This window comes from Acidithiobacillus ferridurans, assembly GCF_003966655.1.
GTDB classification, from domain to species: Bacteria; Pseudomonadota; Gammaproteobacteria; order Acidithiobacillales; family Acidithiobacillaceae; genus Acidithiobacillus; species Acidithiobacillus ferridurans.
Genome location: NZ_AP018795.1, coordinates 1,731,016 through 1,752,560, shown reverse-complemented (window position 1 = coordinate 1,752,560; position 21,545 = coordinate 1,731,016). Strand labels below are relative to the sequence as shown.

Sequence of the window (21,545 nt, the reverse complement as noted above, 5' to 3'; positions counted from 1 at the left end):
AAAACATCAGCCACGGTCCAGCCAGTCGTGCAGTGCTGCTTGATGACGTAAGACGCCTAACTTCTTGCGCCCCATGAGTCCGGAACGGGCGATCTCCCTGTCCCTATCACCCCCTTGGCGCATCCGCACCAGGATTTGGCGAATCGTAAACATCTCAAACTGAACCGCCCCGGATTTTGAGGAGGCTCCTTTTTCCAAGAGAATGGAGCCATGATGAACAAAGCTAAAACACCCAAATATTCCCCTGAAGTTCGCGAACGCGCGGTGCGCATGGTGCAGGAACACCGCGGCGAGTATTCTTCGCCCTGGGCGGCGGTGGAGTCTATTGCTCCTAAGATCGGCTGTTCGCCCCATACCTTGCATGAATGGGTTAAACGGCATGAAGTCGATACCGGATTGCGCGACGGCGTCACCAGCGAAGAGTGTGAACGTATCAAGGCGCTGGAGCGTGAGGTCAAGGAATTGCGCCGTGCCAACGAAATCCTGAAGCTGGCAAGTGCGTTTTTTGCCCAGGCGGAGCTCGACCGCCGTCTGAAGTCATGAACACCTTTGTCGATACGCATCGTGATGTTTTTGGGGTCGAGCCGATCTGCCGTGTCTTGCAGATCGCCCCGTCGGGCTACCGGCTTCATGCCACACGCCAGCGCAATCCCGCGCTGCGTTGTGCGCGTGCGCAACGCGACGATGTATTGATACCCAAGATCGAACGCGTCTGGCAGGCCAATCTTCAGGTCTACGGCGCGGACAAGGTCTGGCGGCAGATGAAGCGCGAAGGCACCGAGGTCGCGCGCTGCACCGTCGAGCGCCTGATGAACCGCCTGGGATTGCGCGGCGCGGTGCGGGGTAAAAGCGTGCGCACGACGGTACCCGACTCCAAACAACCGTGCCCGCTGGATCGGGTGAACCGCCAGTTCAAGGCGGATCGGCCGAACCAGCTCTGGGTTTCGGATTTCACCTATGTTTCGACCTGGCAGGGCTGGCTGTATGTGGCCTTCGTGATCGACGTGTTCGCCCGGCGCATCGTTGGCTGGCGGTAAGCGTCTAAGCAACCCACCTTCCCAAATTTCCTGACCTGACCGATCCTGATCTGCATTCAGCGCGGAGGGATGGTGATGAAGAAAGAAGAGAAAGTCGCTTATTGGCGGCAGCAGGTAGAGGGATTTCAGGCGAGCGGACAGTCGGTCAAGAATTATTGTGCGCAGGCGGGGATCGCCGTAGCCACGCTGCATTACTGGCGCAAACGCTTTGCCGATTCTGTACAAACGCCGTTGCTGTCCGCCGTGCCCGAAGGGTTTTTGCCGGTAACTCTGGCCGCGCCGGTCAGGACGCCTGTTTCACCGGTGGAAATTCACCTGTTATCCGGTCGTAGCCTGAAGCTTGCGGCGCCGGTAGATACCAGCTGGCTCCAGACCTTGGTGCAGATTCTGGAAAGACCATGTGGCTAAATTCGAGCAGCCGGATCTGGCTCGCGGCAGCGCCCGTAGATATGCGGTTAGGCTTTGATGGCCTGGCGGCCAAGGTACAGGGGGTATTGGCTGCCGATCCTTTTTGCGGTCATGCTTTTGTCTTTCGCAACCGCCGAGGGGATCGTCTGAAATTGTTACTGTGGGATGGACTGGGCTTCTGGCTGGTGTATCGCCGTCTGGATCAGGGACGACTCCATTGGCCCCGCGCCGATGCCGGTGCCATAGAACTCTCCGCTGCGCAGTGGGCGATGCTGGTAGAGGGGCGCCCGTGGACGCCGTTACCGAGCCTGGAAAAATGCACACCAACACTGCTGTAACTAGCGGGAATTTCTTGTATAAATAGCCCAGTTCCGATACTATTTTCTGATGATTTCAGCGCCGCAAACGCCTCTTCCCACCAGCCCGGACGCCCTGCGCGATCTGGTGCTGAGCCTGCTGCAACAGCAGGAGGAACAGGAAGCGGAACGCACCCGGATCATCGCCCAACAGCAAGCGGCCATTGCCCTGCGCGATGAAACCATCGCCCGCCTGGAAAGCACCATCGCCAAACTGCAGCGCTGGCGATTCGGACGCCGTTCGGAAAAGCTCTCTCCCGACCAGATCAGTCTTTGGGAAGAAGCGCTGGATACCGAAATCGCGGCGATGGAAAGCCTCCTCGAAACCGTTCTGGAAGACAGTGCGGCCGTGACCGCTGGCCGTGCAGAGGGAGCAGCCGCCGACGCGCAGACCGTAGCGGTCCCCGCCCGTCCCGTACGCCGGCACCCCGGCCGCATGGCGATCCCCGCCCATCTGCCCCGGGTAGAAGTACGTCACGATCCCAAGACTTGCACTTGCGCGCAATGTGGGGGTCCACTCGAAACGGTCGGGGAAGAGATCAGCGAAAAACTGGATTATATCCCCGGACGCTTCCAGGTCATTCGCCATATCCGCCCCAAACTGGCCTGCCGCCCCTGCGGTACCCTCGAAAGTCCGGCATTACCGGCACAGGTGATTGACAAGGGCTTGCCCACGGCGCGCCTGGTGGCCCATGTGATGACGGCGAAACACGTGGATCACCTGCCTTTGTACCGGCAGGAAACCCAGTACCAGCGAGCGGGCGTACCGATCTCTCGCGCCACCCTCTGCAGCTGGCTGGGTCAGGGCGAATACTGGATCAGCCTGCTCGCCGAAGCCTGCAAAAGGGCCTTGCTGGAAGGAAAGATTCTGCACGCCGACGAGACGCCCTTGCCGGTCCTCAACCCCGGCAGCGGCAAGACGGACAAAGCCTATCTCTGGGTGTATCGCAGCCAGGCGGATGCCCCGCATCCCGTCGTGGTCTTTGATTATGCCCCGGACCGTAAGGGGATCCACGCGCAGCACTTTCTGGGTGACTGGCAAGGCATCCTCCAGACCGATGACTATGGGGGGTATGATGCCCTCTACCGCAAGGAACAGATCATCGAAGCGGGATGCTGGGCGCATGTCCGCCGCCACTTCTATGACGTGGAACAGCGGGGTCCCAGTCCGGTAGCCCAGAAGGCCCTGGCCTGGATCGTCAAACTCTACGCCATCGAAGCGGAGATCAAGGAATCTCTACCAGATCAGAAAGTCGCCGCCCGGCAGCAGCGTGCCGGTCCCCTGCTGGAAGCCTTCCATGCCTGGCTCACGGAAACCCAGATGCAGGTGGCGCCGAAAAGTGGCATCGCTAAAGCCATCGGCTATGCCCTCAACCGTTGGAAAGCACTGACGCTCTACCTCGAAGAAGGACAACTCAGCATCGATAATAATCCGGTGGAGCGAGCGCTGCGGGGCGTGGCCATTGGTCGCAAGAATTTTTTATTTGTTGGAAATGATGCCGGTGGCGAGCGTGCCGCGTCCTTCTACAGCATCATCGAAACGTGCAAACTCAACGGCATCGAGCCCTTCGCGTACCTCTGTGACGTGCTCGAAAAGCTCCCGACCTGGCCCAACAAAAAACTCCACGAACTCTTGCCGTGGAACTGGAAAAAATCTGCATTAGCCTGATTGGCGCCAACCCGCAAGGGTGGGTTGGCTGAACGTTTACGGCTGGCGAGTGAGTCGAAGCATGACGACGGACTTCGTGCTGGACGCGCTGGAGCAGGCGCTCTACGCCCGTCAGTCCGAATGCGATGGCAGCCTCGTGCATCACTCAGACCGGGGCTCGCAATATGTCAGCATCCGCTACAGCGAGCGTCTCGCCGAAGCGGGTGTTGAACCCTCCGTGGGCAGCAAGGGCGACAGCTATGACAATGCCCTGGCCGAGACGATCAATGGGCTGTACAAGGCGGAACTGATTCACCGGCGCGGCCCGTGGAGGACGCGGGAAGCGGTGGAACTGGCGACCCTCGAATGGGTGGCGTGGTTTCAACCATGTCAGGCTGCTCGAACCTATCGGCTATATCCCTCCGGCAGAAGCTGAGGCAAACTACTATCGGCAACTCGCCGAACAGACCGAATTAACGGCCTGCACTTAAACCAAATGGCCTCCACGAAACCCGGGGCGGTTCACTTTCTGCCAGTGTAATAGGCTTATGATGCGCTTCTATTCAGAGGGAGAACCCCTCCCTTGGGCGCTGTTTTTTCTCGGCTGCAGCCAACCTATCACCAGAGCATGATGTTAAAACGCGGTTCCTCATCATTTCAGGTGGATAGCCTGACATCCAGCTTGCCCAGGATCAGGTAGGCCATGTTGATGAGGTTGATGTGCCTGCGCCACCGCCGACGGACGCTGAAGGCCTGTGCCGCCGACCTTGTTGCTCTATGCGCACATTGCCTCTTGCAGCCGGCAGAGTCCGGGGTTGACGTGGGGCGAGTTTGGCGGGTTAGTTTATGTCATCGTCATACATATAATGGGTTTCAGCGGCAGGAAGGCGAGGCTATGAAAACCAAGCAAGGCAAGGGGGTTGGCGGCAGACCTCGGAAGCCCCCTGACGCGAAGGAGACAAGCAGGGCCGCATCGGCGGCGTATCGGGCACGCAAATGGGCCAGGCGGGCAGCGCCAGAGGTGTACAGCGGCATCATTGATCTCTCTGCGCTATCCGCATGGAAGGTGCAGGCGAAGCCGCCCCGTTGATGGAGGTTGGCAACCGCGTCCGCCGCCGACCAGGTGATGTCTTTCGGCCCGGGCCCTCTACCCCTTACCCACCCGATCCGGCGAAGAGCCGAAAAAATATCAATGCCTTGTCCCCCAGGTAGTCATAGGGATGGATGTCGTGGAAGCGGCAAGTGGTCACAGGCTCTGCACGATGCCGACCTGTTTGGCACCCAGTTCCGTCCAGCAGAACAGCCAAGCCTTCCGGCGCTTGAAATGGTAAAAAGGAAGGCTATACTGAAAGCGTGGGATATGTGAATGATATAGCATATTCCAGCCATTAACGATGGGGGTGCGTCATGAATAATAGCAATCAAGTTAGTGATATGATATTCAGTAGCACTCGCAAATTAGAACATGATGAATTGCTTCTTATTGAGGAGACTTTGGCGGCTATGGAATGTGTGCTGAGTGCACATCAAGGTGGGGAGCATCATGAGCATCATGGCCACCACTACAAGGTGGCATACGATCCGAGTTGTATGGATTCGCATACCATATTGGAAAAGTTAAAGGGGCTTGGCGTTGAGGCGCGAATGATTGGACTGTAGCGTTGAGTGGGTTCCTCGACATTTTACGTGGGCAGCCCGAGATCCAGCCTACCCAGGATGAGGTAAGCCATGTTGATAAAATTTTTGTGCGTGCGGTAACCCCCGAGCTTTCACTTTGGCGGATTGGATGAGGCTATATTGAAGCCTTCAAGAATGCCGTTATTGATCTGGCTTTCAAACCAGCGGAGCACATCATCCCAATGGTTCATGATAGTGTAGGCGACCTTGATGATAGGCGGCAGGCCGCTGGCCTTAGCGTTTTCCAACCATGCTTTTAAGAGTATGGCACCCTGGTGGCACACCCACCACAGCGCCCACCACAGATGGGGGCAAGCAATGCGACTGCCCTTGGGGAAGTTGATGTGCAGAATCAGGCGCTTCTCCAACACTTGGAAGGTCACATCGCCCACCAACCACGGCAGTACCAACCCTAACGCGAGAGAAAACAACTCGTTCGAGACCATCAGCTAACTTCTATTCGGGACTCAACTGCTCCACAGCATTATACGCCCTTCCCACCCGATCTGACGAAGAGCCTAAATGCCCACCGGAAGTTTTTCGGAAAACTGCCAATTTAAACCTGATCTTTAAGAGTTTGAAGAGCCTCTCGCAGAATTTTCTCGCGCTCCTGCAAGCGATTGAGGGTGTCCTGCATCCCCCGCAAAAGCTCCTCTCCGCGCACATGCCATTCTTTGACTTCATGCATCCATAAGGACAAACCATTAGCAACATCAGACAATTTCTCGATGTTATTTCTCCCTGCCTCCCTAGAGGGATTTAGAGAGCTTTCTGTTATTTGAAGTAAAGACGTTTCTTCTTGATTCACTGGATTCTCCCAATTTGTTGTCATGATCACTTCCCCTATCGCTTCTTGAACCTTCGTGGTCGAAAGATGCCAAACATTCCGTTTTTCATCCAAAACAATTCTATCTATTTTTTTTAATTCCGCCAAGGCGACACTATACTTGACCAAAGAAAGGTTCTGAATCATAAGCCCACACACGGCTAACAGCTCATTGACGTCAACATCTCCCCATGCGAGCACCCTACAAATGGTATCCGCTTCTTCACTCATCAAAGTATCCACGGCGCCCGATGATATGACGCGACACTCATATTTACATTCCTGCCAGCATCATTTAACATGGTTTATATATCCATCATTTCTACAATATATCGGAATAATAGGAGCACTTCACTTTTATCTGTGACATTGGTTTTGACAAATCGTAAAGCCGTACCATTATAATACAAGTATTCAGGTATATTTATATTTTCAAAGAAATTTTCAGGTATTTTGTTCAGTGCGACCAACACTGCTTTTTCATTATGCATATAGGGCCATACAACCGATAGGTAATTACTTATAACCGAGAAGATATTCCGCTCTCCAGCCGCCACCAAGAGAATCAGGCCATGGGCATTTTTGGATAATATTTCCCACATGAATTTGAATCTTTCTTGCCCTGGAATACTATAAACATGCAATTTTACAGGTCTCTCTGAACAACTGTGCATGTCATTGAGTGTGCCATAATCCATTGATACGGTAGTGTAGCCTTTGACATCATCGACTTCCGCCGCCGTGTATTTCGCCTCGCCAGCGAGCAAATTGTTCCCAAACACGGTACGCATTGCGGTGGTCTTACCGGCACCAACTGGCCCGGCAATGATAATTTTAATTTCTTCCATGTAAATGGGCGGCTTCAATTTCGAAGTAATGGGATGAACCTCCTTGTTCAATGGGCCCCATCGTGGCATCGGACCGCGGCTTGGGGAAGGGGACGTTCATCCCATTACTTCATCCTTGAGCGCGCCCTGCTTTGTCGGAGGTTATGTCTTTCAGAACCACTATGTCAACTATCTTTACCAGTCATTGACCTCAAATCCTTTCCCCGTTAAACACGTTATGCCATTTAAAATCTGCAATCAGCAAAAAATACCCCTGAGCATGTAGCCCAGGGATACAGTCAACCTACGCGCCGCGTCTCCATTGCTGTCATTGCAGGCAAATCTTCCACCTGCTGATCTTCCTGTTGCATCGGAAAGAATTCTTCCACTACCTCAATGCCTTCATCTTCTGTTTCTTCAAAGGCCCCATTACTGAACCCCTGTTTGGCCGCAGCTTCCAGAGCATCCATGGCTTCCATGGACTGATCCGCTCGTTCCTTGGCTTGTATCAGTACCTGCTGTGAGTCTATGCCATCCCGGATAACGATGTCCACGTAGTAAACAGGGGCTCGATGGGATTGGGTGGTGCTTTTTGCACGGAGTTTGAGAGAGAGTGGCAAATACCGTGCTCTGCCGCCACTGATGGCGTTGAGATACTGCAACCGTGCCGCCAGTGTCCGGATGGAATTGTATCCCGTGGTCCGGAACATAAAGCTGCCGAGATCATCTTCTTGCCCCTCAATCTGCACATTCAATCGCCCATAAGGTTTGCAGCCCAATTCCGCGCCCAGCACACAATTCTGGGGGCCGGGACAGCCGATGCTTTTAAATCCGTCTTGTGTACTCCTGCGGGCGACTTCACCATTGCCCACACAGAGAGGCCGTCCGGTTTTGCGGTCAAACAAGCTGTACTCTGCCCTGAGATTCAGGTCTGGGTCATTGAAGAGCAGATTGACCGGAATACTGCGCAGCTTTCCACCTTCCTGCTGTGCCAGCAGCGTGTTGTGGAGCGGGTGGAGTATCCACTCGCCCTTCTGCTGCACCTGCGTGGTGATGGTAAAAGCATCATCCTTTTCAGGGAGACGCTTGCCGTTTTTCTCAACGACTTTGCCAATGGCGATCCGGCCAATGACCGGAGGGGTGATGGCTAATCCTTTAATCATGTTGGTTCTCCTGATTGTACGGTGAAGCGCCGTGTGCCGGGTTTTTCGGTCCAGTAGGGCGCAATGAGATCAGCCTGTTCCTGGGCCAGTTTTTTGGTGTCCAGAGTTCGGCTGGGTTTACTGCATTTCCAGAGGGCTTTGCCCATGCTGAAGAGGGCACCTTCGGCATCACCGATGGCTTCCTTGGCGCGCTGTTCCAGCAGGGATTCCTGTTGCTCTGCCAGTTTGCTGCGTTGTCTGGCTTCCATGAGTGCTTTGAAGAGGGCATTCATTTCTGGCTTTTCGCTGTAATCCACCAGCGTGGTGCTGTTCTGGGGATACAGGAGAGATAAGGCACGGTGACTGGAATCAGAACCATCTGCCTCTGGGGGTGTTTGCCTTTCAACGTGCTGCCAGAAGACTTTTTCCAGTTCCAGCAATTGCGTAATACGGGCTTCATCCCGCTCTATACGGTAGATCCGGAATTCCTGACCGCCGATTAGTACGGCGACATCCGCCCAGCTTTTTCCGGTAACGGCCAGTTGATGCAGCACTTGAATCTGATAGGCCAGCGGTACACCTTCATCCCACTGCCCTTGGCTGCGGAGCCCAGCGGTTTTGATTTCCAGTATTCCGCAGCCCTCCACAATCCGATCCAGATTGGCGAGCAGGTAGGGACGTTCGGGGTGCTGCAGGACTGCATTGACCCGCCGGACCTTGCTGCCGGTTCTCTCGGCATAGACCTGGGCCACAATGGGCTCCAGTGTCGTGCCCCAGAACACAGCGTCTTTACTGGATAAATCTTCCGGCTCCTTTCTGCCGGTTTTTTCCAGCCACAATTCCAGGGGCGACTTGTAACGGGATGCTCCTACTGCTACCGGGGCATCACTGCTGCCAATACCGCGATTGCGCCATTGCAGCCATTCTTCCCGGCTCATGGCTGGATGAAGCAGGGGCAAGTCCCCAACATGCAGAAGTGGCTAGAACTCAAGGAACTGGAAAACGTATGCAGGAGGTTTTGAAATGAGTTATGAAGCCATGCAAAACATAGCAAAGAGAAATCATGTGGAGTCAATATTATCTATTCAGTTCAACACAAAGGACTTGGAAGATAAGTTGCTTTATGGCTATGAGTATCCATCAATTCGGGGGAGTGGCAGTTACCTCTTTTCCGCGAAACACGCAGCTCCTTATGCCATTGTATATCAGCCGGGGAACGGTTTGTATCAGCTAGTCAACTGGTGTGAGCAGACATTTTGTGAGCTTTGGAATCCAGACGGAGAGCTTCCACCCGCAAAATATTCATCACGATGATTTTATTTGCACAATGAGCCTAGTTTTCTTCATAAGGAAGGAGAAAATTACCACCTCTTTGAGGAGCACCTAGCACCCTGGCTCAGCGAAGACGATGCACAGCACTTTTTAGAGTTATGGCCGCACTACCTAGCAGGACCCAGCACAGAGCTTGACGCCATACGTCTACTATGTGTCTACCAGAAAGAAAAAGGACTTACACTTATTTTTGTAAGTCCTTGTTTATTTGGTGCTGGCGAGAGGAATCGAACCCCCGACCCACTGATTACAAATCAGTAGCTCTACCGACTGAGCTACGCCAGCAAGAGGCGCAGTTTAACGCGAGGCGGGCGGCATTTTCAAATCTGGCGGCGCCTGATGGTGGCGGTGCAGCCCGATCCAGAGCAGCGCACCCGGCAGGCTGGTCAGCACGACGGTGAAGCCCAGCAAAAGCGAGAGCGCCAGTGCCTGTTCATGCCCCATGTGCAGGTAAGACAGGTAAAACACCATCAGCCCCTCACGCAGCCCCCAGCCCGCAAAAGAGATGGGTAAGGCCAGAAAAAGGCTGATCACCGGCCAGACCACCCAGACCGCCACGGCGTCGGGGGCTTCGCCCAGGGCACGGGCAAGCAGCCAGAAAGTCAGGATGGAAAAAAATTGCACCACAAAGGAGAGCACAATCGTGCCGCTGAGGGCCAGGCGATGACGCAGCAGCGCGCCCATGCCGAGACGGATGTCGTGCAGCTTTTCACCCAACTTACCCGCAAACTTTTCCAGAAAGTTGAGCAATGGGCTCAGAATCAAAAATACAATCAGGACGTAAGCAATGACCAGAATCCCGATCGTCCAACCCATCTGCGGCAACAATCCCACCCGCGCACCGCCCAGCACAAAGGCGACGGCAGCGATGGCAATCAGCGCCCCCAAACCCATGAAGCGGTCTCCGAATACCGCGGCCAGCGCCAGCGGCATGGAGTGGGTCTGGTGGCGGGTGTACCAGGCGCGGAGCACGTCACCGGACACAGACCCCGGCAGTATCTGATTGAAATAGGCACCCACCCAATTCAGCCGCAGCAGCCAGAGCATGGGTGCGGAGCGCTCCATTGCCGTGAGAATGATGCGCCAGCGTATGGCGGATACCGACAGATTCATGGCGTAGGACAACACGGCCGCCACGAACCAGAGCGGGCGCATATCCGCAAAGCGCTGACTCAGTTCCTGCCAGTTGGTGTTATGTAGGAGCCAAAACAGGATGCCAACCGTAAAGACGATCTGCAGCAAAAGTTGCCAATGGGTATGATGTTTTTTGTTTTCTTTGGACATGTTCCGCTTTTTGCAGTCAAGGCTGGGAGCGACTCTATGCCAGATGGGGCCACTATGACAAATATCCTCATCCCTCTCCTGCCAATGCGGCAAGCTCGCGATGAAATACAGCCACCTTATCCAGCGTCTCCTGATACTCCGCATCGGGATCAGAATCTGCGACGATGCCGCCTCCCGCCCAGAAGCGTAAATCCCCCCGGACAGCCGTCATACTGCGAATGGCAATATTCATATCCAGGCCTCCGCGCTGATCCAAATAACCAATACTCCCGCAATACAGGCCACGCGCCCCGGCTTCCAGTTCCGCGATGATTTCCATGGCCCGGCGTTTGGGAGCGCCGGTAATGGATCCCCCCGGAAAGCAGGCCTCCAGCGCACTCAAGGCATCCTGTCCCGACGCCAACCGCGCCTCTACCACACTGACCAGATGATGAACGTGGGCGTAAGATTCGAGCGCGCAGAGTTGCGGCACCTGCACCGAGCCGGTCGCTGCCACCCGCCCCAGATCGTTGCGCAACAGATCGACAATCATCAAGTTCTCGGCACGATCCTTGGGGCTGGCCAAAAGTGCTTGCGCCATCTGTTGGTCGTCCTGCCGATCCTTCAGACGCGGGCGCGTCCCTTTGATGGGCCGGACCTGCAAACGATCTTTTTGAACCTGCAGCAGCCGTTCCGGGGAAAAACTCAGCACCGCGCCCTGCGGCAGGGACAAATATGCAGAAAAAGGTGCCGGATTGACCGTTCGCAGACGCTGGTAAAGCGACCATGGCGAGCCTGCGTACGAGGCTACAAAGGGTTGAGCCAGATTCACCTGATAGCAGTCACCGGCCTGGATATAGGCATACACCCGGGCAAAAGCCGCGGCATATTCGCTGCGGCTCCAAATCTGCCGTACCGGTCCTCGCACCTGGAAGAACGGATCGTGGGGGTATACCTTCCTGCAAGCCAGGCGTGGCTGCCACTCCGCGAGGGCCTGCACCATCCGGTCTTCGGGCGCACAAAGCCAGGCCTTACGCCCATGATGGTCGACCAGCAGCGTAGTATCGTAAATACCGAAGGCCGCTTCAGGAAGAGACGGTGCGGGAGGCGGCGGAATACCCTGCCCTGCCAGCCCGAAATCATAGGCCAGGTAACCCAGAGCTCCGCCCGCAAAAGGTAGTTCCGCAGGCAGAGAAGCGGCATCGGGAAGCCTCGTCATAGACTCGCGCAACGCCTCCCAGAGCGAAAGCGCCGAGCGCCGCGCGGGGCCATCCTCATCGACAATCCAAAGCCGCCCCGCCTCTTGCCACAGACGCCGGCGCGGTGCCGTCACCAGCATACTGTAACGCCCCTGCGGCGACGCCGTCGCACTACTATCCAGAAAGAAGGACCAGGGCGTTGAGGCTAGCGACGCAAACACTGTGGCGGCATTCTCGGGATAGGGCACCGCACGTCGGGTTAGAACAGAGTGAGGCATAAGCTGCGCAGAATCCACTGAAACGGGAGCATCAGCATAAGGGAGAAGCGCCATTTTGCCCATTCCCGGATGCGGCATCGAGGCGCATGACTGCGGGATCCTCCCTTGACGGCTGACCGATCGGTCAGTATCTTGTAGGCTTACTGTCATAACAGGGTCATTCCCATGCGCGCAGATCGTCTATCCCCACGTCTTTCGCTTCTCATGGTGACATTGATTCTGGGCACGACGCCCGCCTGGGCGGAAAGCCTCGTCGAGGCCTATCAGCAGGCTTACCGGACGGACCCCCTCCTGGCGCAGGCTCGCGCCGAACTGTCGGCACAGATGCAGGACAAACCCCTCGCCCGTTCTGCCCTGCTCCCTCATGTGGGTGCCGGTGCTGGCGTTGGCTTCAACACGGCCGACATCACCGGCTTTGGTGCGGAACCCATCAATCACGCGTACCTGTCGGACAGCTACAGCGTCAATATTACCCAATCCGTTTTTGATGGTCAGGCGTGGACGGCGCTCAGGCAGGCCGACACCAAAATTCAGGCCAGCGCAGCGGCGCTCACCTACACCGAGCAACAACTGGCTTTGCAGGTGGCTCAGGCCTACTTCGGTGTACTGGAGGCCCAGGCTCAGGAATACGTTGCCGAAAAACAGAAATCACTGTTCGAAAGCATTTACAAACAGACGGACGCCACACTGAAGATCGGCACCGGAGATATCATTGCCGTGCGTGAGGCACAAGCCCGCCTTGATGCCGCCAAAGCCGATCTTATCAAGGCCCGCAACGGGGTCGCCATTGCCCAACGCCGCCTGCAACGGCTCACCCATCATCCCATCGGCGTGCTCGACAACCTGGGGCATTATGTGGCCATGGGTCCTCAGCCCGACGATATGACCAGCTGGGTGCAGAGCGCCATCAAAGATCAGCCGCTCATGCATCAGGCGGAAGCACAGTTACAAACCGCGCAGGATCAGGTCGAATATAACCGCCGTGCGCGCTGGCCGGTGGTGGATCTTCAGGGTATCGCACAACACTCCCTGGGTAATCCTTTTCCCGGTATAGCCATCAATCAGGCCGGTGTGAGCCTCAACCTCTCCGTACCCTTCTATCAGGGCGGACACACCTCTGCCTCCGTACAGCAGGCACAGGCACAGACCATCGCCAGCGTTGATCACGTCGCCAATGTCCGCGACGAAGTCACGCTCAATACCCAGACCGCCTTCCTCAATCTGAAGGACAGCGTGGCCCAACTGTACGCCACCCGGGAGAGCGTCGCCTCGGCCAAGGTTTCCCTGGAAGGTACGCGCAAGGGCTATGAGGTGGGTACCCGCTCCATCATCGACCTGCTGCAAACAGCCACGGACTACATCCGCGCCGAGCAGGACTACAATGTGGCGTTCTATAACCAGATTATAGCGCGCATACAGCTCAAGGCCGCATCCGGCCAGATCAATATGGCAGACCTGGAAGCCATAAATGCCTTGCTGGACAGGGGCGCAAACCCGTAGTCAGCCGTCAGGCCCCGATGCGCAAAGGAATGCGTTTGCGCCCGAAACTCCCCGGCTTGGCCTCGAAATGCCCGGCAATAGGGTGCCCGCAGTGCGGGCAATGGCCCTCCGGAGTCAGGTGATACGACAATATCTGGTACCAGTCGCGGACGATCAATGCCGACCCGCATCCGGGACAAAAAGTGGTATCACCCTCCTGGTCATGTACATTGCCGGTATAGACGTAATGCAATCCCGTCTCCATGGCCACGCGGCGTGCCCGCACCAGGGTATCCGCCGGTGTGGCAGGCACATCTGGCATCCGGTAATCGGGATGGAAAGCAGAAAAATGAAGCGGTACGTCGGGACCCAGATGCCCCATCATCCATTCTGCCGCCGCACGGATTTCCGCCTCCGAGTCGTTGTGGCCCGGAATAAGCAGCGTGGTGATCTCCAGCCAGGTCCGGGTTTCCTTGACGATATACTCCAGCGTTTCCAGCACCGGGGCCAGATGCGCTCCGGTCAGTTTGAAGTAGAATTCGTCGGTAAAGGCCTTGAGGTCGACATTGGTTGCATCCATTTTGGCGAAAAACTCCGCCCGCGGCTGCGCATGGATATAACCGGCGGTAACGGCAACGGTCTTGATGCCGACGGCATGGCAGGCATCTGCTGTATCCATGGCGTATTCGGCAAAAATAACCGGGTCATTATAGGTAAAGGCCACACTTTTGACGTCCAACGACCGGGCGGTTGCCGCGATGCCCGCGGGGCTGGCCTGGTCCTGGAGCCGGTCCATCTCGCGGGACTTGGAAATATCCCAGTTCTGGCAAAACTTGCAGGCCAGGTTGCAACCCGCAGTACCGAAGGAGAGCACACTGCTGCCCGGGTAAAAATGATTCAGGGGTTTTTTCTCGATGGGGTCAATACAAAAACCCGAGGAGCGGCCATAGGTGGTGAGGACCATGGTATTGCCTTCCCGCATCCGCACGAAACAGGCCCCGCGTTGCCCTTCCTGCAGACGACAGTCGCGCGGACAGAGGTCACACTGAATGCGCCCATCGGCAAGTTGGTGCCAGTAGCGGCCCGGATGCATTATAAGTGTTTCCTTATCCATTGCCCTTCCCCTTTGGCGTCTGCTCTTCACGCCATTTTTCCACCGTATACCAATGCACTTCCATTTCGCCGGCCCAGAAATCTGCAGGCAAACCAGCCTTGCGTTTGAGCGCCCGCAGAAACTCCCGTGGCTGGGGAAGCTGTTCCCACACCTGGGGAAGGAAGGTGCCACGACGCGCACCATAAGTGAGAACCAACCCATGCCGATGGGGTTCAATTTGCGCCAACAGACTCTCCTCACTGTCAAAATGCATGGGTTGCAACGAAGAGAGTAATGAAACTTCCACTCGCACCTGTGACCATTCCGACACACTCAGCGGCGGGAAACGCGGGTCCTCGAAGGCCGCCGCCAGGGCATTGGCGCGCAGGTCTTCGGCGATAGGCCGGTGGGCTTGCAGGCTGCCGATGCAGCCCCGCAAACCCTGTGATTCAGTGAGCGTCACGAAAGTCGCACCGGGCTGCTGTGCCCAGTCCGGCACAGCAGCAAACTCGGCGGGCAAACCCAACGCCCCGGCAATGGTGTCACGAGCCAGGCGCAACAAAGTTTTTCCGGCTTCCGGCGGCACCCCGCCGGTCTTTTCGTCACGTTCCTGCGTGGTCATGGCTCTCTCCGTAAAAAGCGACTGTGGCATAGCCCACCACCGAATCACGCGGCCCTGCGGTATCACCCGAGTTACACAGACCCACCAGACGCGGGTGCAAGTGGTGCTTGCGGGCGACCCGGAGCAGGCCGTTGATGGGCGTGGCGCCGCAAGCCTGTTCGTGGTCTATGGGCGTGGGATCGAAGCGCAATATTTCCTCCACCGTATGGTGGTCTATGGCACGGGCTTCGGCGTAAGGATGATAATGAGAGAGATCGGAACTGATAATGATGACCGTCTCCTCGCCACCCCAGAGCTTCTCCAGAACCTGGGCCACTTCGTCTGGACGGGCATCTCCCACCACCAGCGGGACGACGCTAACGTCACCCAGCACCTCCTGGATAAAAGGCAATTGTACTTCCAGGGCATGTTCCTGAGCGTGCGCGGCCGGCATTTCCCGGACCTCGGGCAATCCGGCCAGTGCCTCCACCCCCGCCTGATCCACCGCGACGATACCTAGCGGCGTTTGCATGGCCTGGACACCCGGCAGGGCGAGACCGCGAAATGGCAGACGATGTGCCGGCCCCAGAAGCACCACCCGGCGGATATGCCCCCGCCCTTGGCCAGCAGGGCGTAACCGGAAGCCGCCACCGTTCCCGAGTAGATATAGCCCGCATGGGGGACAATAATGGCCTTGGGCCATGGGGCAGCGGCCGCTTCACCGTCCTGTTCAGCTCTGGCCAGTAAACGCTCCACCTCGGCCCGCAAAACGGCCGCCTTACCAGGATAAAACATACCGGCCACCGCTGCTGGTCTGACGAGTTTCACGAAACACCCCCCGGCCGCCATACGGCCAATATCTGCATGCCAGATATATCTGGATGGGAACAGGTTTTTTCAAGGGGCCCTACCCATGGCGAAGCCCGACCATAGTGGGGTATTCTGGCCGGACCATTATCAGATTCGGGCCGGGGAGCCTCGCGAACGATGCAACGATTTTTTGTGCTGGCCATCCTGATCCTGCTGGGCTGGCTGGCCTACCGTCTCTCCCCCATTCTCAGCCCCTTTCTGATTGCCGGCATTCTCGCCTATCTCGGCAACCCGTTGGTGACCCGCCTGCAACGATATCGGATCAATCGCACCTGGGGTACGACACTGGTTTTCGTTCTCGTCATTCTGGTTCTGGCCGGGATCATCATGGCCCTGCTCCCCGTGATCCGCCATCAATCTTTGCTCTTCGTGGAATATCTGCGCCAGTATCTGGAACTCCTGCAAACCCGGATCATCCCGCAACTTTCCGCGCGGATCGGCATTCCGCTCGACAGTCAGAGCGTCGCCCATTATGCCACGGCCAATGCCCAAAAATTGGCGGGATGGCTGGGACGCAGCCTCCAGATGGCGTTGAGCTCCGGTCCCGGTCTGATCAGCAGTGTGCTCAGTATCATTCTGGTGCCGGTGCTGGGCTTCTATCTGCTGCGCGACTGGCCACACCTCATTGGCCGTATTGCCGCACTCATCCCACCGCACTATCTGCCGCTTTCCCGACGTCTGGCCGGTGACGCCGATGCCATGCTCATGGCCTTCTTACGCGGACAACTCCTGGTGATGCTGGCTCTCGGCGCCAGTTACGCGATCGGCCTCAGTATCGTCGGCCTGAAAACCGCCATCCTCGTCGGCCTGGTGGCGGGACTGCTCAGTTTCGTGCCCTATCTGGGCGTCGTGAGCGGCATAGCCATGGCCACCCTCGCCATGTACGTGCAGACCGGCGCATTCTTGCCCATTCTCGGGGTACTGATCGTCTTTGGCATCGGCCAGATACTGGAAAGCATGGTGTTTACCCCTTATCTGGTGGGAGACCGCATCGGTCTGCACCCGGTCGCCGTCATTTTCGCCGTGCTGGCAGGCGGCGAACTCTTCGGCTTCATCGGCCTGCTGCTTGCATTACCGGTGACCGCCGTCCTCATCGCCCTGCTCCGCCACCTTCACGGCTGGTATGTGCGGAGCCCTTATTATCTGGGTAAGGAGTCATAACCCTATGGAAGAAGTCATCATCATTGGCGGAGGCATTTCGGGTCTGGCGACGGCGTATTTCCTGCGTAAACGAGGCTGGTCGCCCTTGCTGCTGGAGGCCGGCGCCGCGCCCGGCGGCAACCTGCAGAGCAGACAGGAAGAGGGCTACCTGCGGGATATGGGACCCAACTCGCTGATGCTCAAAGGCCGGATCGTCCCAGAATGGCTCCGCGAACTGCAATTGGAAGGAGACATCGTCGAAGCCAACCCGCTCGCCGCGCGCCGCTATGTCCTCAATCGCCACCGGCAACCCGTCGCATTGGGACCGGGCGTGCTATTCGGTGGCGGACTACTGAGTATACGCGGTCGCCTGCGGCTCCTCGGCGAACCCTTCCAGCCACCGCATCGAACGCCGGATGGCGAGGAAAGCATCGCCGACTTCGTCCGGCGACGGCTCGGAGAAGAGGCCCTTACCTGGCTGGTTGACCCTTTTGTTTCCGGCGTCTTCGCCGGCGATCCCGCACGCCTTTCGGTGCAGGCCACTCTTCCTCGCCTGGCCGCGCTGGAGCAGGATGGTGGCTCGCTCCTGCGCGGTGCGCTGCGGGCCCGGAAGAAGAAATTGCCCGGCACCCCCAAAACCCGCCTCGTGTCCTTTCGCGAAGGTCTGCAGGCCCTCCCTTTGCGGGTTGCAGGCACACTCGGCGATACGCTGCGCTGCGATACTCCGGTCGACCAGTTGGCCTATAGCGACGATATGTGGCAGGTCGGCAGCGGTAACCAGACCTGGCAAAGCAAACGGCTCGTTCTCGCCCTGCCCGCAGGCGCCGCGGCCAGACTGCTCGCGCCAACCGACGCTACGCTTGCCCGGGAACTGGACGCCATCCCTTATCCTGCCGTAGGCAGCCTGTCCATAGGTTTTCAGCGCCCACAGGTAGGGCATCCACTGGATGGCTTCGGCATGCTGATTCCGCGGGTCATGGGGCTGGAAACGCTGGGGGTGCTTTTCTCCTCCACCCTTTTCCCTGGGCGCGCACCGGCGGGGCAGGTATTGCTGACGGCCTTTATCGGTGGCAGTCAGAATGTCCTTGCCGGACGGGACGATGACGACCTGCTGGCAACGGTATTACGCGAGATCGGCCCACTGCTGGGGATCAGTGGCGATCCCGTTTTCAGTCGCTGCTGGGTCTGGCCGAAAGCCATCCCGCAATACGAGGTCGGACACCTGGACCGGATGAAGCGGATCGACACCCTGAGTGCCGGGCACCCTGGGCTGCACTTCCGTGCCAACTGGCAGGGGGGCGTCGCCCTGGGAGATTGCATCGAACAGGCCTGGGAGTTCAGTCAGGCCGCCCACTGGCAGCACTGAATCCGGGATATCAGTGTGCGGCGATCGGGGCGAGCGCTGACACCAGAGTGTCCATGGCGGTATTCTGGGATTTCGCAACGGCCCTCGGCGTCGCCATGGTATCGAAGGCGGCATTGGACTTGTACCGGGAGCCCGTGCTGACCCGGTCAAAACCACCCCGGAATCCATGTGCGTCCCCCACGATTTCCACGGGTGTCCCCACCCGCACCAGCGCGGCGATCTGCTGTGCATCCCAGTTGGACAACGCCACGCAGCCAGCCGTCCAGCGCCCGGGGAATACCTTGCCCTGTGGGTCATCCGAAAATTGCGGGCCCATGCCGTGAATGCCTATTTCACCGCCCAGGGGGGTATTTTGCGGCGGCGTTTGCCCGGCGTCGATGGCATCGACAATGGCACGATATTGCGCCTTGTTGATAATGCCCTCCCGCAATCCCCACTCCGCATTCTCCCGGTTGGGGTAGGTCAAACCCATGAAGGGGCCGTAGCGTGTACCCCGACTGACCCAGCCGATGCGATAACGTCCCAGGGGGGTGACATCATCCCCCCGCATCCGCTTGGGAGCTGCGCCATTGAAGCCGATGGCGACCGGGTAGGTCGCCAGCACGGTACCGCCCTTGAAGATTTTCAGGGAATGACTAGTGGTCGAAATGACAATATGCACCGACCGGACCACATGCGCGGGACTTGCCGGAGAGACCACGGGCGCTACCGGCTGAACGACCGGAGGGGGAATCTGTGCGGCATAGTAAGCTACCGAGTGCACCGGCACGGTGGCCACAGGTGTCGTGGCGCAACCCGCCAATCCCAGAACACCCAGCACCGCCCCCGACAATTCCCATACCCCGAATTTGCGCATCACCCTACTTCTCCCCAATACTCGTACTCACGGCGTTTCATAATATACCCGAAGTCCGGGCGCGAGATCCATGATTTTCTAACAGAGTTTCACTATCCGACCTGCCCGTAGTCCACCCGGTTCCCCAGCCAGCGCTGCACTATGGCCTGCACCGCCTCGGGGTCTTCCTGCAGCAGGCGTTCCGCCAATGCCGGAACCATGGCCAGCAATGCTTCGTCACGCAGAATATTCGCAACGCGCATCTGCAGGATGCCGGCCTGCCGCGTACCCAGGTATTCGCCCGGCCCGCGCAACTCCAGATCCTTGCGCGCAATGGAAAAACCGTCATAGGTTTCGCGCATCACCCGCAAACGCTCCCGCGCCTTGCCACTCAGGGGCGGATGATAGAGCAGAATACAACTGCTCCGCTGCGCGCCCCGCCCTACCCGGCCACGCAACTGATGCAATTGTGCCAGACCCAGACGCTCCGCATGTTCGATGATCATGAGACTGGCTCCAGGGACATCCACCCCCACCTCGATCACCGTCGTCGCCACCAGAATGCGTACCGCGCCTGACTGGAACGCGGCCATCACCTCCGCCTTTTCCGCGCTGCGCATGCGCCCGTGTATCAGACCGACGGCCACGCCCGGCAAGGCCGCCTGCAGATCCGCAACACTTGCCTCCGCCGCCTGTAATTCGAGAATCTCCGACTCCTCGATCAGGGGACAAACCCAATAGATTTGCCGCCCCGCCTCCAGCATGTGTTGCATCCGGCCGATCAGTTCGGGCCGACGACTGTCCGGCATCACCAGGGTTTCCACGGGGGTGCGCCCCGGCGGCAGCGCGTCGATCACCGATACCTCCAGATCCGCATGCACCGTCATCGCCAGGGTTCGCGGAATCGGCGTGGCGGTCATGACCAGCAGGTGGGGCATGGCGCCCTTCTCCAGCAACTGACGGCGCTGCTCCACGCCAAAGCGGTGCTGCTCGTCGATGATGACCAGTCCGAGGCATGCAAACGCCACCCCTTCCTGGAACAGCGACTGGGTGCCGATCACCAAGCTCAGGCGGCCACCAGCAAGCGCTTCCGCCGTCTCGCGACGGACACGCGGTGAACGGCTGCCCACCAGATAGCCCACCTCCAGACCCAGCGGTTCCAGCCATTGCTGGAACCGAGCATGGAGCTGCTCCGCGAGAATCTCGGTCGGCGCCATCATCGCCACCTGATATCCCGCCTCCAGCGCGGTCAGCGTCGCCGCCGCCGCGACCAGGGTCTTGCCGGAGCCTACATCCCCTTGCAATAGACGACGCATGGGCCGGTGACGCGCCAGATCGGCATTGATCTCCGCAATCACCCGTTCCTGCGCCATGGTGGGCGAAAACGGCAAATGCGCCAGGAAACGCTGCCACATCTGCCCCTTACTCCGCAGACAAGGGGCGTTCTGCATCATCCCCGATTGCCGCATCCGGCGTACCGCAAGATGATTCGCCAGCAGTTCCTCCAACGCCAGCCGCTGCCACGCCGGATGTTGCGGGGAGGGAATCTCGTCTGCACTTTCATGCAGCAGGCGCAGCCCCTCGCGCAAACCGGGCCATTGTGGAGGCAGCCGGTTTTCAAGGTAGTCGGGAAGCTGATCGAGGAGAGTCAGCGCGTGCGCTATCCAGCGTCGCCACTGGGCCTGAGTGATGCCCTCGCTGCTGGGATAAAAGGGGGTGAGGTGATGCGGCGCCTGAAACTGCGGGACATCCGCCATCTGCCATTCGGGGTGGATCATTTCGAGGCCGTGAAAACCACCGCGCAACTCTCCGAAACACCAGAGCCGCCGCCCGACCTGCCATTGCGCACGCAACGCCAGTGCCATGTGAAAAAGCCGGATCTGCAGACACCCGCTGCCATCGCTCACCGTCACCAGCCATTGTTCACGTCCTCCGCGCTGGTGGTCGACACGGACGATCTCGCCCAGTATCGCACGCTCCTGGCCCGCCTGAAGCGTCGCCATGGATGCAATATGGCGGCGGTCCTGATAACGGCTGGGTAAATGGAACAGGACATCCTGTACCCGCCACAGGTCCATGTGCTGCAGACGCGAAACCAGCGCCGGACCGACCCCCCGTAACGCCGAGACGGAACTTTGCAGATACAGTCCCGCCTTGACTCCCGCCAT

The 21,545-nt window shown here is 58.1% G+C and carries 21 protein-coding genes, 1 tRNA gene, 3 pseudogenes and 1 other annotated feature; of the genes and pseudogenes, 10 read left to right on the top strand and 15 right to left on the bottom strand.

All coding sequences use genetic code 11. From position 1 onward, the window contains the following. Nucleotides 1–6: 6 nt before the first annotated feature. On the bottom strand, nt 7–153 hold the full coding sequence (locus tag AFERRID_RS15175; RefSeq protein ID WP_172959302.1) for a hypothetical protein: 147 nt from the start codon (nt 151–153) through the stop codon (nt 7–9). A 60-nt stretch (nt 154–213) separates the two neighbouring features. Here AFERRID_RS15175 and AFERRID_RS09055 point away from each other — a divergent pair. The 6 genes and pseudogenes from AFERRID_RS09055 to AFERRID_RS09030 all read left to right on the top strand — a co-directional run. After that, nucleotides 214–1,034: pseudogene (locus AFERRID_RS09055) on the top strand (IS3-like element ISAfe7 family transposase); the annotation flags it as partial. Then, nucleotides 498–614 (top strand) — a sequence feature (AL1L pseudoknot). (Overlaps the previous pseudogene by 117 nt.) 78 nt (nt 1,035–1,112) lie before the next feature. Further along, nucleotides 1,113–1,445: an IS66 family insertion sequence element accessory protein TnpA gene (gene tnpA / locus AFERRID_RS09050; RefSeq protein WP_012536651.1), complete on the top strand. Its 333-nt coding sequence runs from the start codon at nt 1,113–1,115 to the stop codon at nt 1,443–1,445. Continuing rightward, nucleotides 1,436–1,783, top strand: a complete 348-nt coding sequence (gene tnpB, locus AFERRID_RS09045) for an IS66 family insertion sequence element accessory protein TnpB (protein WP_012536650.1) — start codon at nt 1,436–1,438, stop codon at nt 1,781–1,783. The genes tnpA and tnpB overlap by 10 nt, the downstream gene beginning before the upstream one ends. 49 nt (nt 1,784–1,832) lie before the next feature. Beyond that, nucleotides 1,833–3,470 (top strand): IS66-like element ISAfe4 family transposase, encoded by a 1,638-nt coding sequence (locus AFERRID_RS09040; protein WP_126604988.1) that lies wholly within the window; start codon nt 1,833–1,835, stop codon nt 3,468–3,470. 34 nt (nt 3,471–3,504) lie between these two features. After that, nucleotides 3,505–3,940: pseudogene (locus AFERRID_RS09035) on the top strand (DDE-type integrase/transposase/recombinase); the annotation flags it as partial. 916 nt (nt 3,941–4,856) lie between these two features. Further along, a complete protein-coding gene (locus AFERRID_RS09030) occupies nt 4,857–5,108 on the top strand; it encodes a hypothetical protein (protein ID WP_126604987.1) in 252 nt (83 codons plus the stop codon). Between the two features lie 23 nt (nt 5,109–5,131). On the opposite strand, the pseudogene AFERRID_RS09025 reads toward AFERRID_RS09030, so the two are convergent. From AFERRID_RS09025 to AFERRID_RS09005, 5 genes and pseudogenes are all read right to left on the bottom strand, one after another. Then, nucleotides 5,132–5,404, bottom strand: a pseudogene (locus AFERRID_RS09025) (transposase); the annotation flags it as partial. Nucleotides 5,405–5,682: 278 nt separating this feature from the next. Continuing rightward, nucleotides 5,683–6,183: a hypothetical protein gene (locus AFERRID_RS09020; RefSeq protein WP_113525858.1), complete on the bottom strand. Its 501-nt coding sequence runs from the start codon at nt 6,181–6,183 to the stop codon at nt 5,683–5,685. Nucleotides 6,184–6,257: 74 nt separating this feature from the next. Next, a complete protein-coding gene (locus AFERRID_RS09015; protein WP_172959360.1) occupies nt 6,258–6,800 on the bottom strand; it encodes a GTP-binding protein in 543 nt (180 codons plus the stop codon). A gap of 278 nt (nt 6,801–7,078) precedes the next feature. Next, nucleotides 7,079–7,942 (bottom strand): recombination directionality factor, encoded by an 864-nt coding sequence (locus AFERRID_RS09010; RefSeq protein ID WP_126604984.1) that lies wholly within the window; start codon nt 7,940–7,942, stop codon nt 7,079–7,081. After that, nucleotides 7,939–8,880, bottom strand: coding sequence for a YqaJ viral recombinase family nuclease (locus tag AFERRID_RS09005; protein ID WP_225981940.1), 942 nt, complete (start codon nt 8,878–8,880; stop codon nt 7,939–7,941). Before AFERRID_RS09005 ends, AFERRID_RS09010 begins: the two co-directional genes overlap by 4 nt. Before the next feature lie 64 nt (nt 8,881–8,944). On the opposite strand from AFERRID_RS09005, the gene AFERRID_RS09000 reads away from it, so the two are divergent. Next, nucleotides 8,945–9,235, top strand: a complete 291-nt coding sequence (locus AFERRID_RS09000; protein ID WP_126604982.1) for a hypothetical protein — start codon at nt 8,945–8,947, stop codon at nt 9,233–9,235. A 227-nt stretch (nt 9,236–9,462) separates the two neighbouring features. On the opposite strand, the gene AFERRID_RS08995 is transcribed toward AFERRID_RS09000, so the two are convergent. From AFERRID_RS08995 to pabB, 3 genes are all read right to left on the bottom strand, one after another. Next, nucleotides 9,463–9,538, bottom strand: a tRNA-Thr gene (locus AFERRID_RS08995). 12 nt (nt 9,539–9,550) lie between these two features. Further along, on the bottom strand, nt 9,551–10,537 hold the full coding sequence (locus AFERRID_RS08990; RefSeq protein WP_172959359.1) for a lysylphosphatidylglycerol synthase transmembrane domain-containing protein: 987 nt from the start codon (nt 10,535–10,537) through the stop codon (nt 9,551–9,553). 67 nt (nt 10,538–10,604) lie between these two features. Then, nucleotides 10,605–11,993, bottom strand: coding sequence for an aminodeoxychorismate synthase component I (pabB, locus tag AFERRID_RS08985; protein ID WP_126604980.1), 1,389 nt, complete (start codon nt 11,991–11,993; stop codon nt 10,605–10,607). 165 nt (nt 11,994–12,158) lie between these two features. Between pabB and AFERRID_RS08980 the strand changes: the two genes are divergently transcribed. Next, on the top strand, nt 12,159–13,493 hold the full coding sequence (locus AFERRID_RS08980) for a TolC family outer membrane protein (RefSeq protein WP_126604978.1): 1,335 nt from the start codon (nt 12,159–12,161) through the stop codon (nt 13,491–13,493). Nucleotides 13,494–13,500: 7 nt separating this feature from the next. Here the strand turns inward: AFERRID_RS08980 and amrS are convergent, their stop codons facing one another. The 4 genes from amrS to amrB (AFERRID_RS15990) are packed head-to-tail and all read right to left on the bottom strand — an operon-like array spanning nt 13,501 to nt 15,994. Beyond that, nucleotides 13,501–14,586: an AmmeMemoRadiSam system radical SAM enzyme gene (amrS, locus tag AFERRID_RS08975; protein ID WP_113526806.1), complete on the bottom strand. Its 1,086-nt coding sequence runs from the start codon at nt 14,584–14,586 to the stop codon at nt 13,501–13,503. Further along, nucleotides 14,579–15,187, bottom strand: a complete 609-nt coding sequence (gene amrA, locus AFERRID_RS08970; protein WP_126604977.1) for an AmmeMemoRadiSam system protein A — start codon at nt 15,185–15,187, stop codon at nt 14,579–14,581. Before amrA ends, amrS begins: the two co-directional genes overlap by 8 nt. Then, on the bottom strand, nt 15,168–15,761 hold the full coding sequence (gene amrB, locus AFERRID_RS08965; RefSeq protein WP_269149228.1) for an AmmeMemoRadiSam system protein B: 594 nt from the start codon (nt 15,759–15,761) through the stop codon (nt 15,168–15,170). Before amrB (AFERRID_RS08965) ends, amrA begins: the two co-directional genes overlap by 20 nt. Next, nucleotides 15,683–15,994: an AmmeMemoRadiSam system protein B gene (gene amrB, locus AFERRID_RS15990; protein ID WP_269149197.1), complete on the bottom strand. Its 312-nt coding sequence runs from the start codon at nt 15,992–15,994 to the stop codon at nt 15,683–15,685. The genes amrB (AFERRID_RS08965) and amrB (AFERRID_RS15990) overlap by 79 nt, the downstream gene beginning before the upstream one ends. A 159-nt stretch (nt 15,995–16,153) precedes the next feature. Here amrB (AFERRID_RS15990) and AFERRID_RS08960 point away from each other — a divergent pair, with 159 nt between their 5' ends. Then, nucleotides 16,154–17,197 carry an AI-2E family transporter gene (locus tag AFERRID_RS08960; RefSeq protein WP_113526809.1) on the top strand — a complete coding sequence of 348 codons (1,044 nt, stop codon included), beginning with the start codon at nt 16,154–16,156 and terminating at the stop codon, nt 17,195–17,197. A 4-nt stretch (nt 17,198–17,201) separates the two neighbouring features. Beyond that, nucleotides 17,202–18,542, top strand: a complete 1,341-nt coding sequence (gene hemG, locus AFERRID_RS08955; protein WP_126604975.1) for a protoporphyrinogen oxidase — start codon at nt 17,202–17,204, stop codon at nt 18,540–18,542. A 10-nt stretch (nt 18,543–18,552) separates the two neighbouring features. On the opposite strand, the gene AFERRID_RS08950 is transcribed toward hemG, so the two are convergent. Next, nucleotides 18,553–19,398: a L,D-transpeptidase family protein gene (locus AFERRID_RS08950; RefSeq protein ID WP_126605699.1), complete on the bottom strand. Its 846-nt coding sequence runs from the start codon at nt 19,396–19,398 to the stop codon at nt 18,553–18,555. Between the two features lie 92 nt (nt 19,399–19,490). After that, nucleotides 19,491–21,545, bottom strand: a complete 2,055-nt coding sequence (gene recG, locus AFERRID_RS08945; protein WP_126604973.1) for an ATP-dependent DNA helicase RecG — start codon at nt 21,543–21,545, stop codon at nt 19,491–19,493.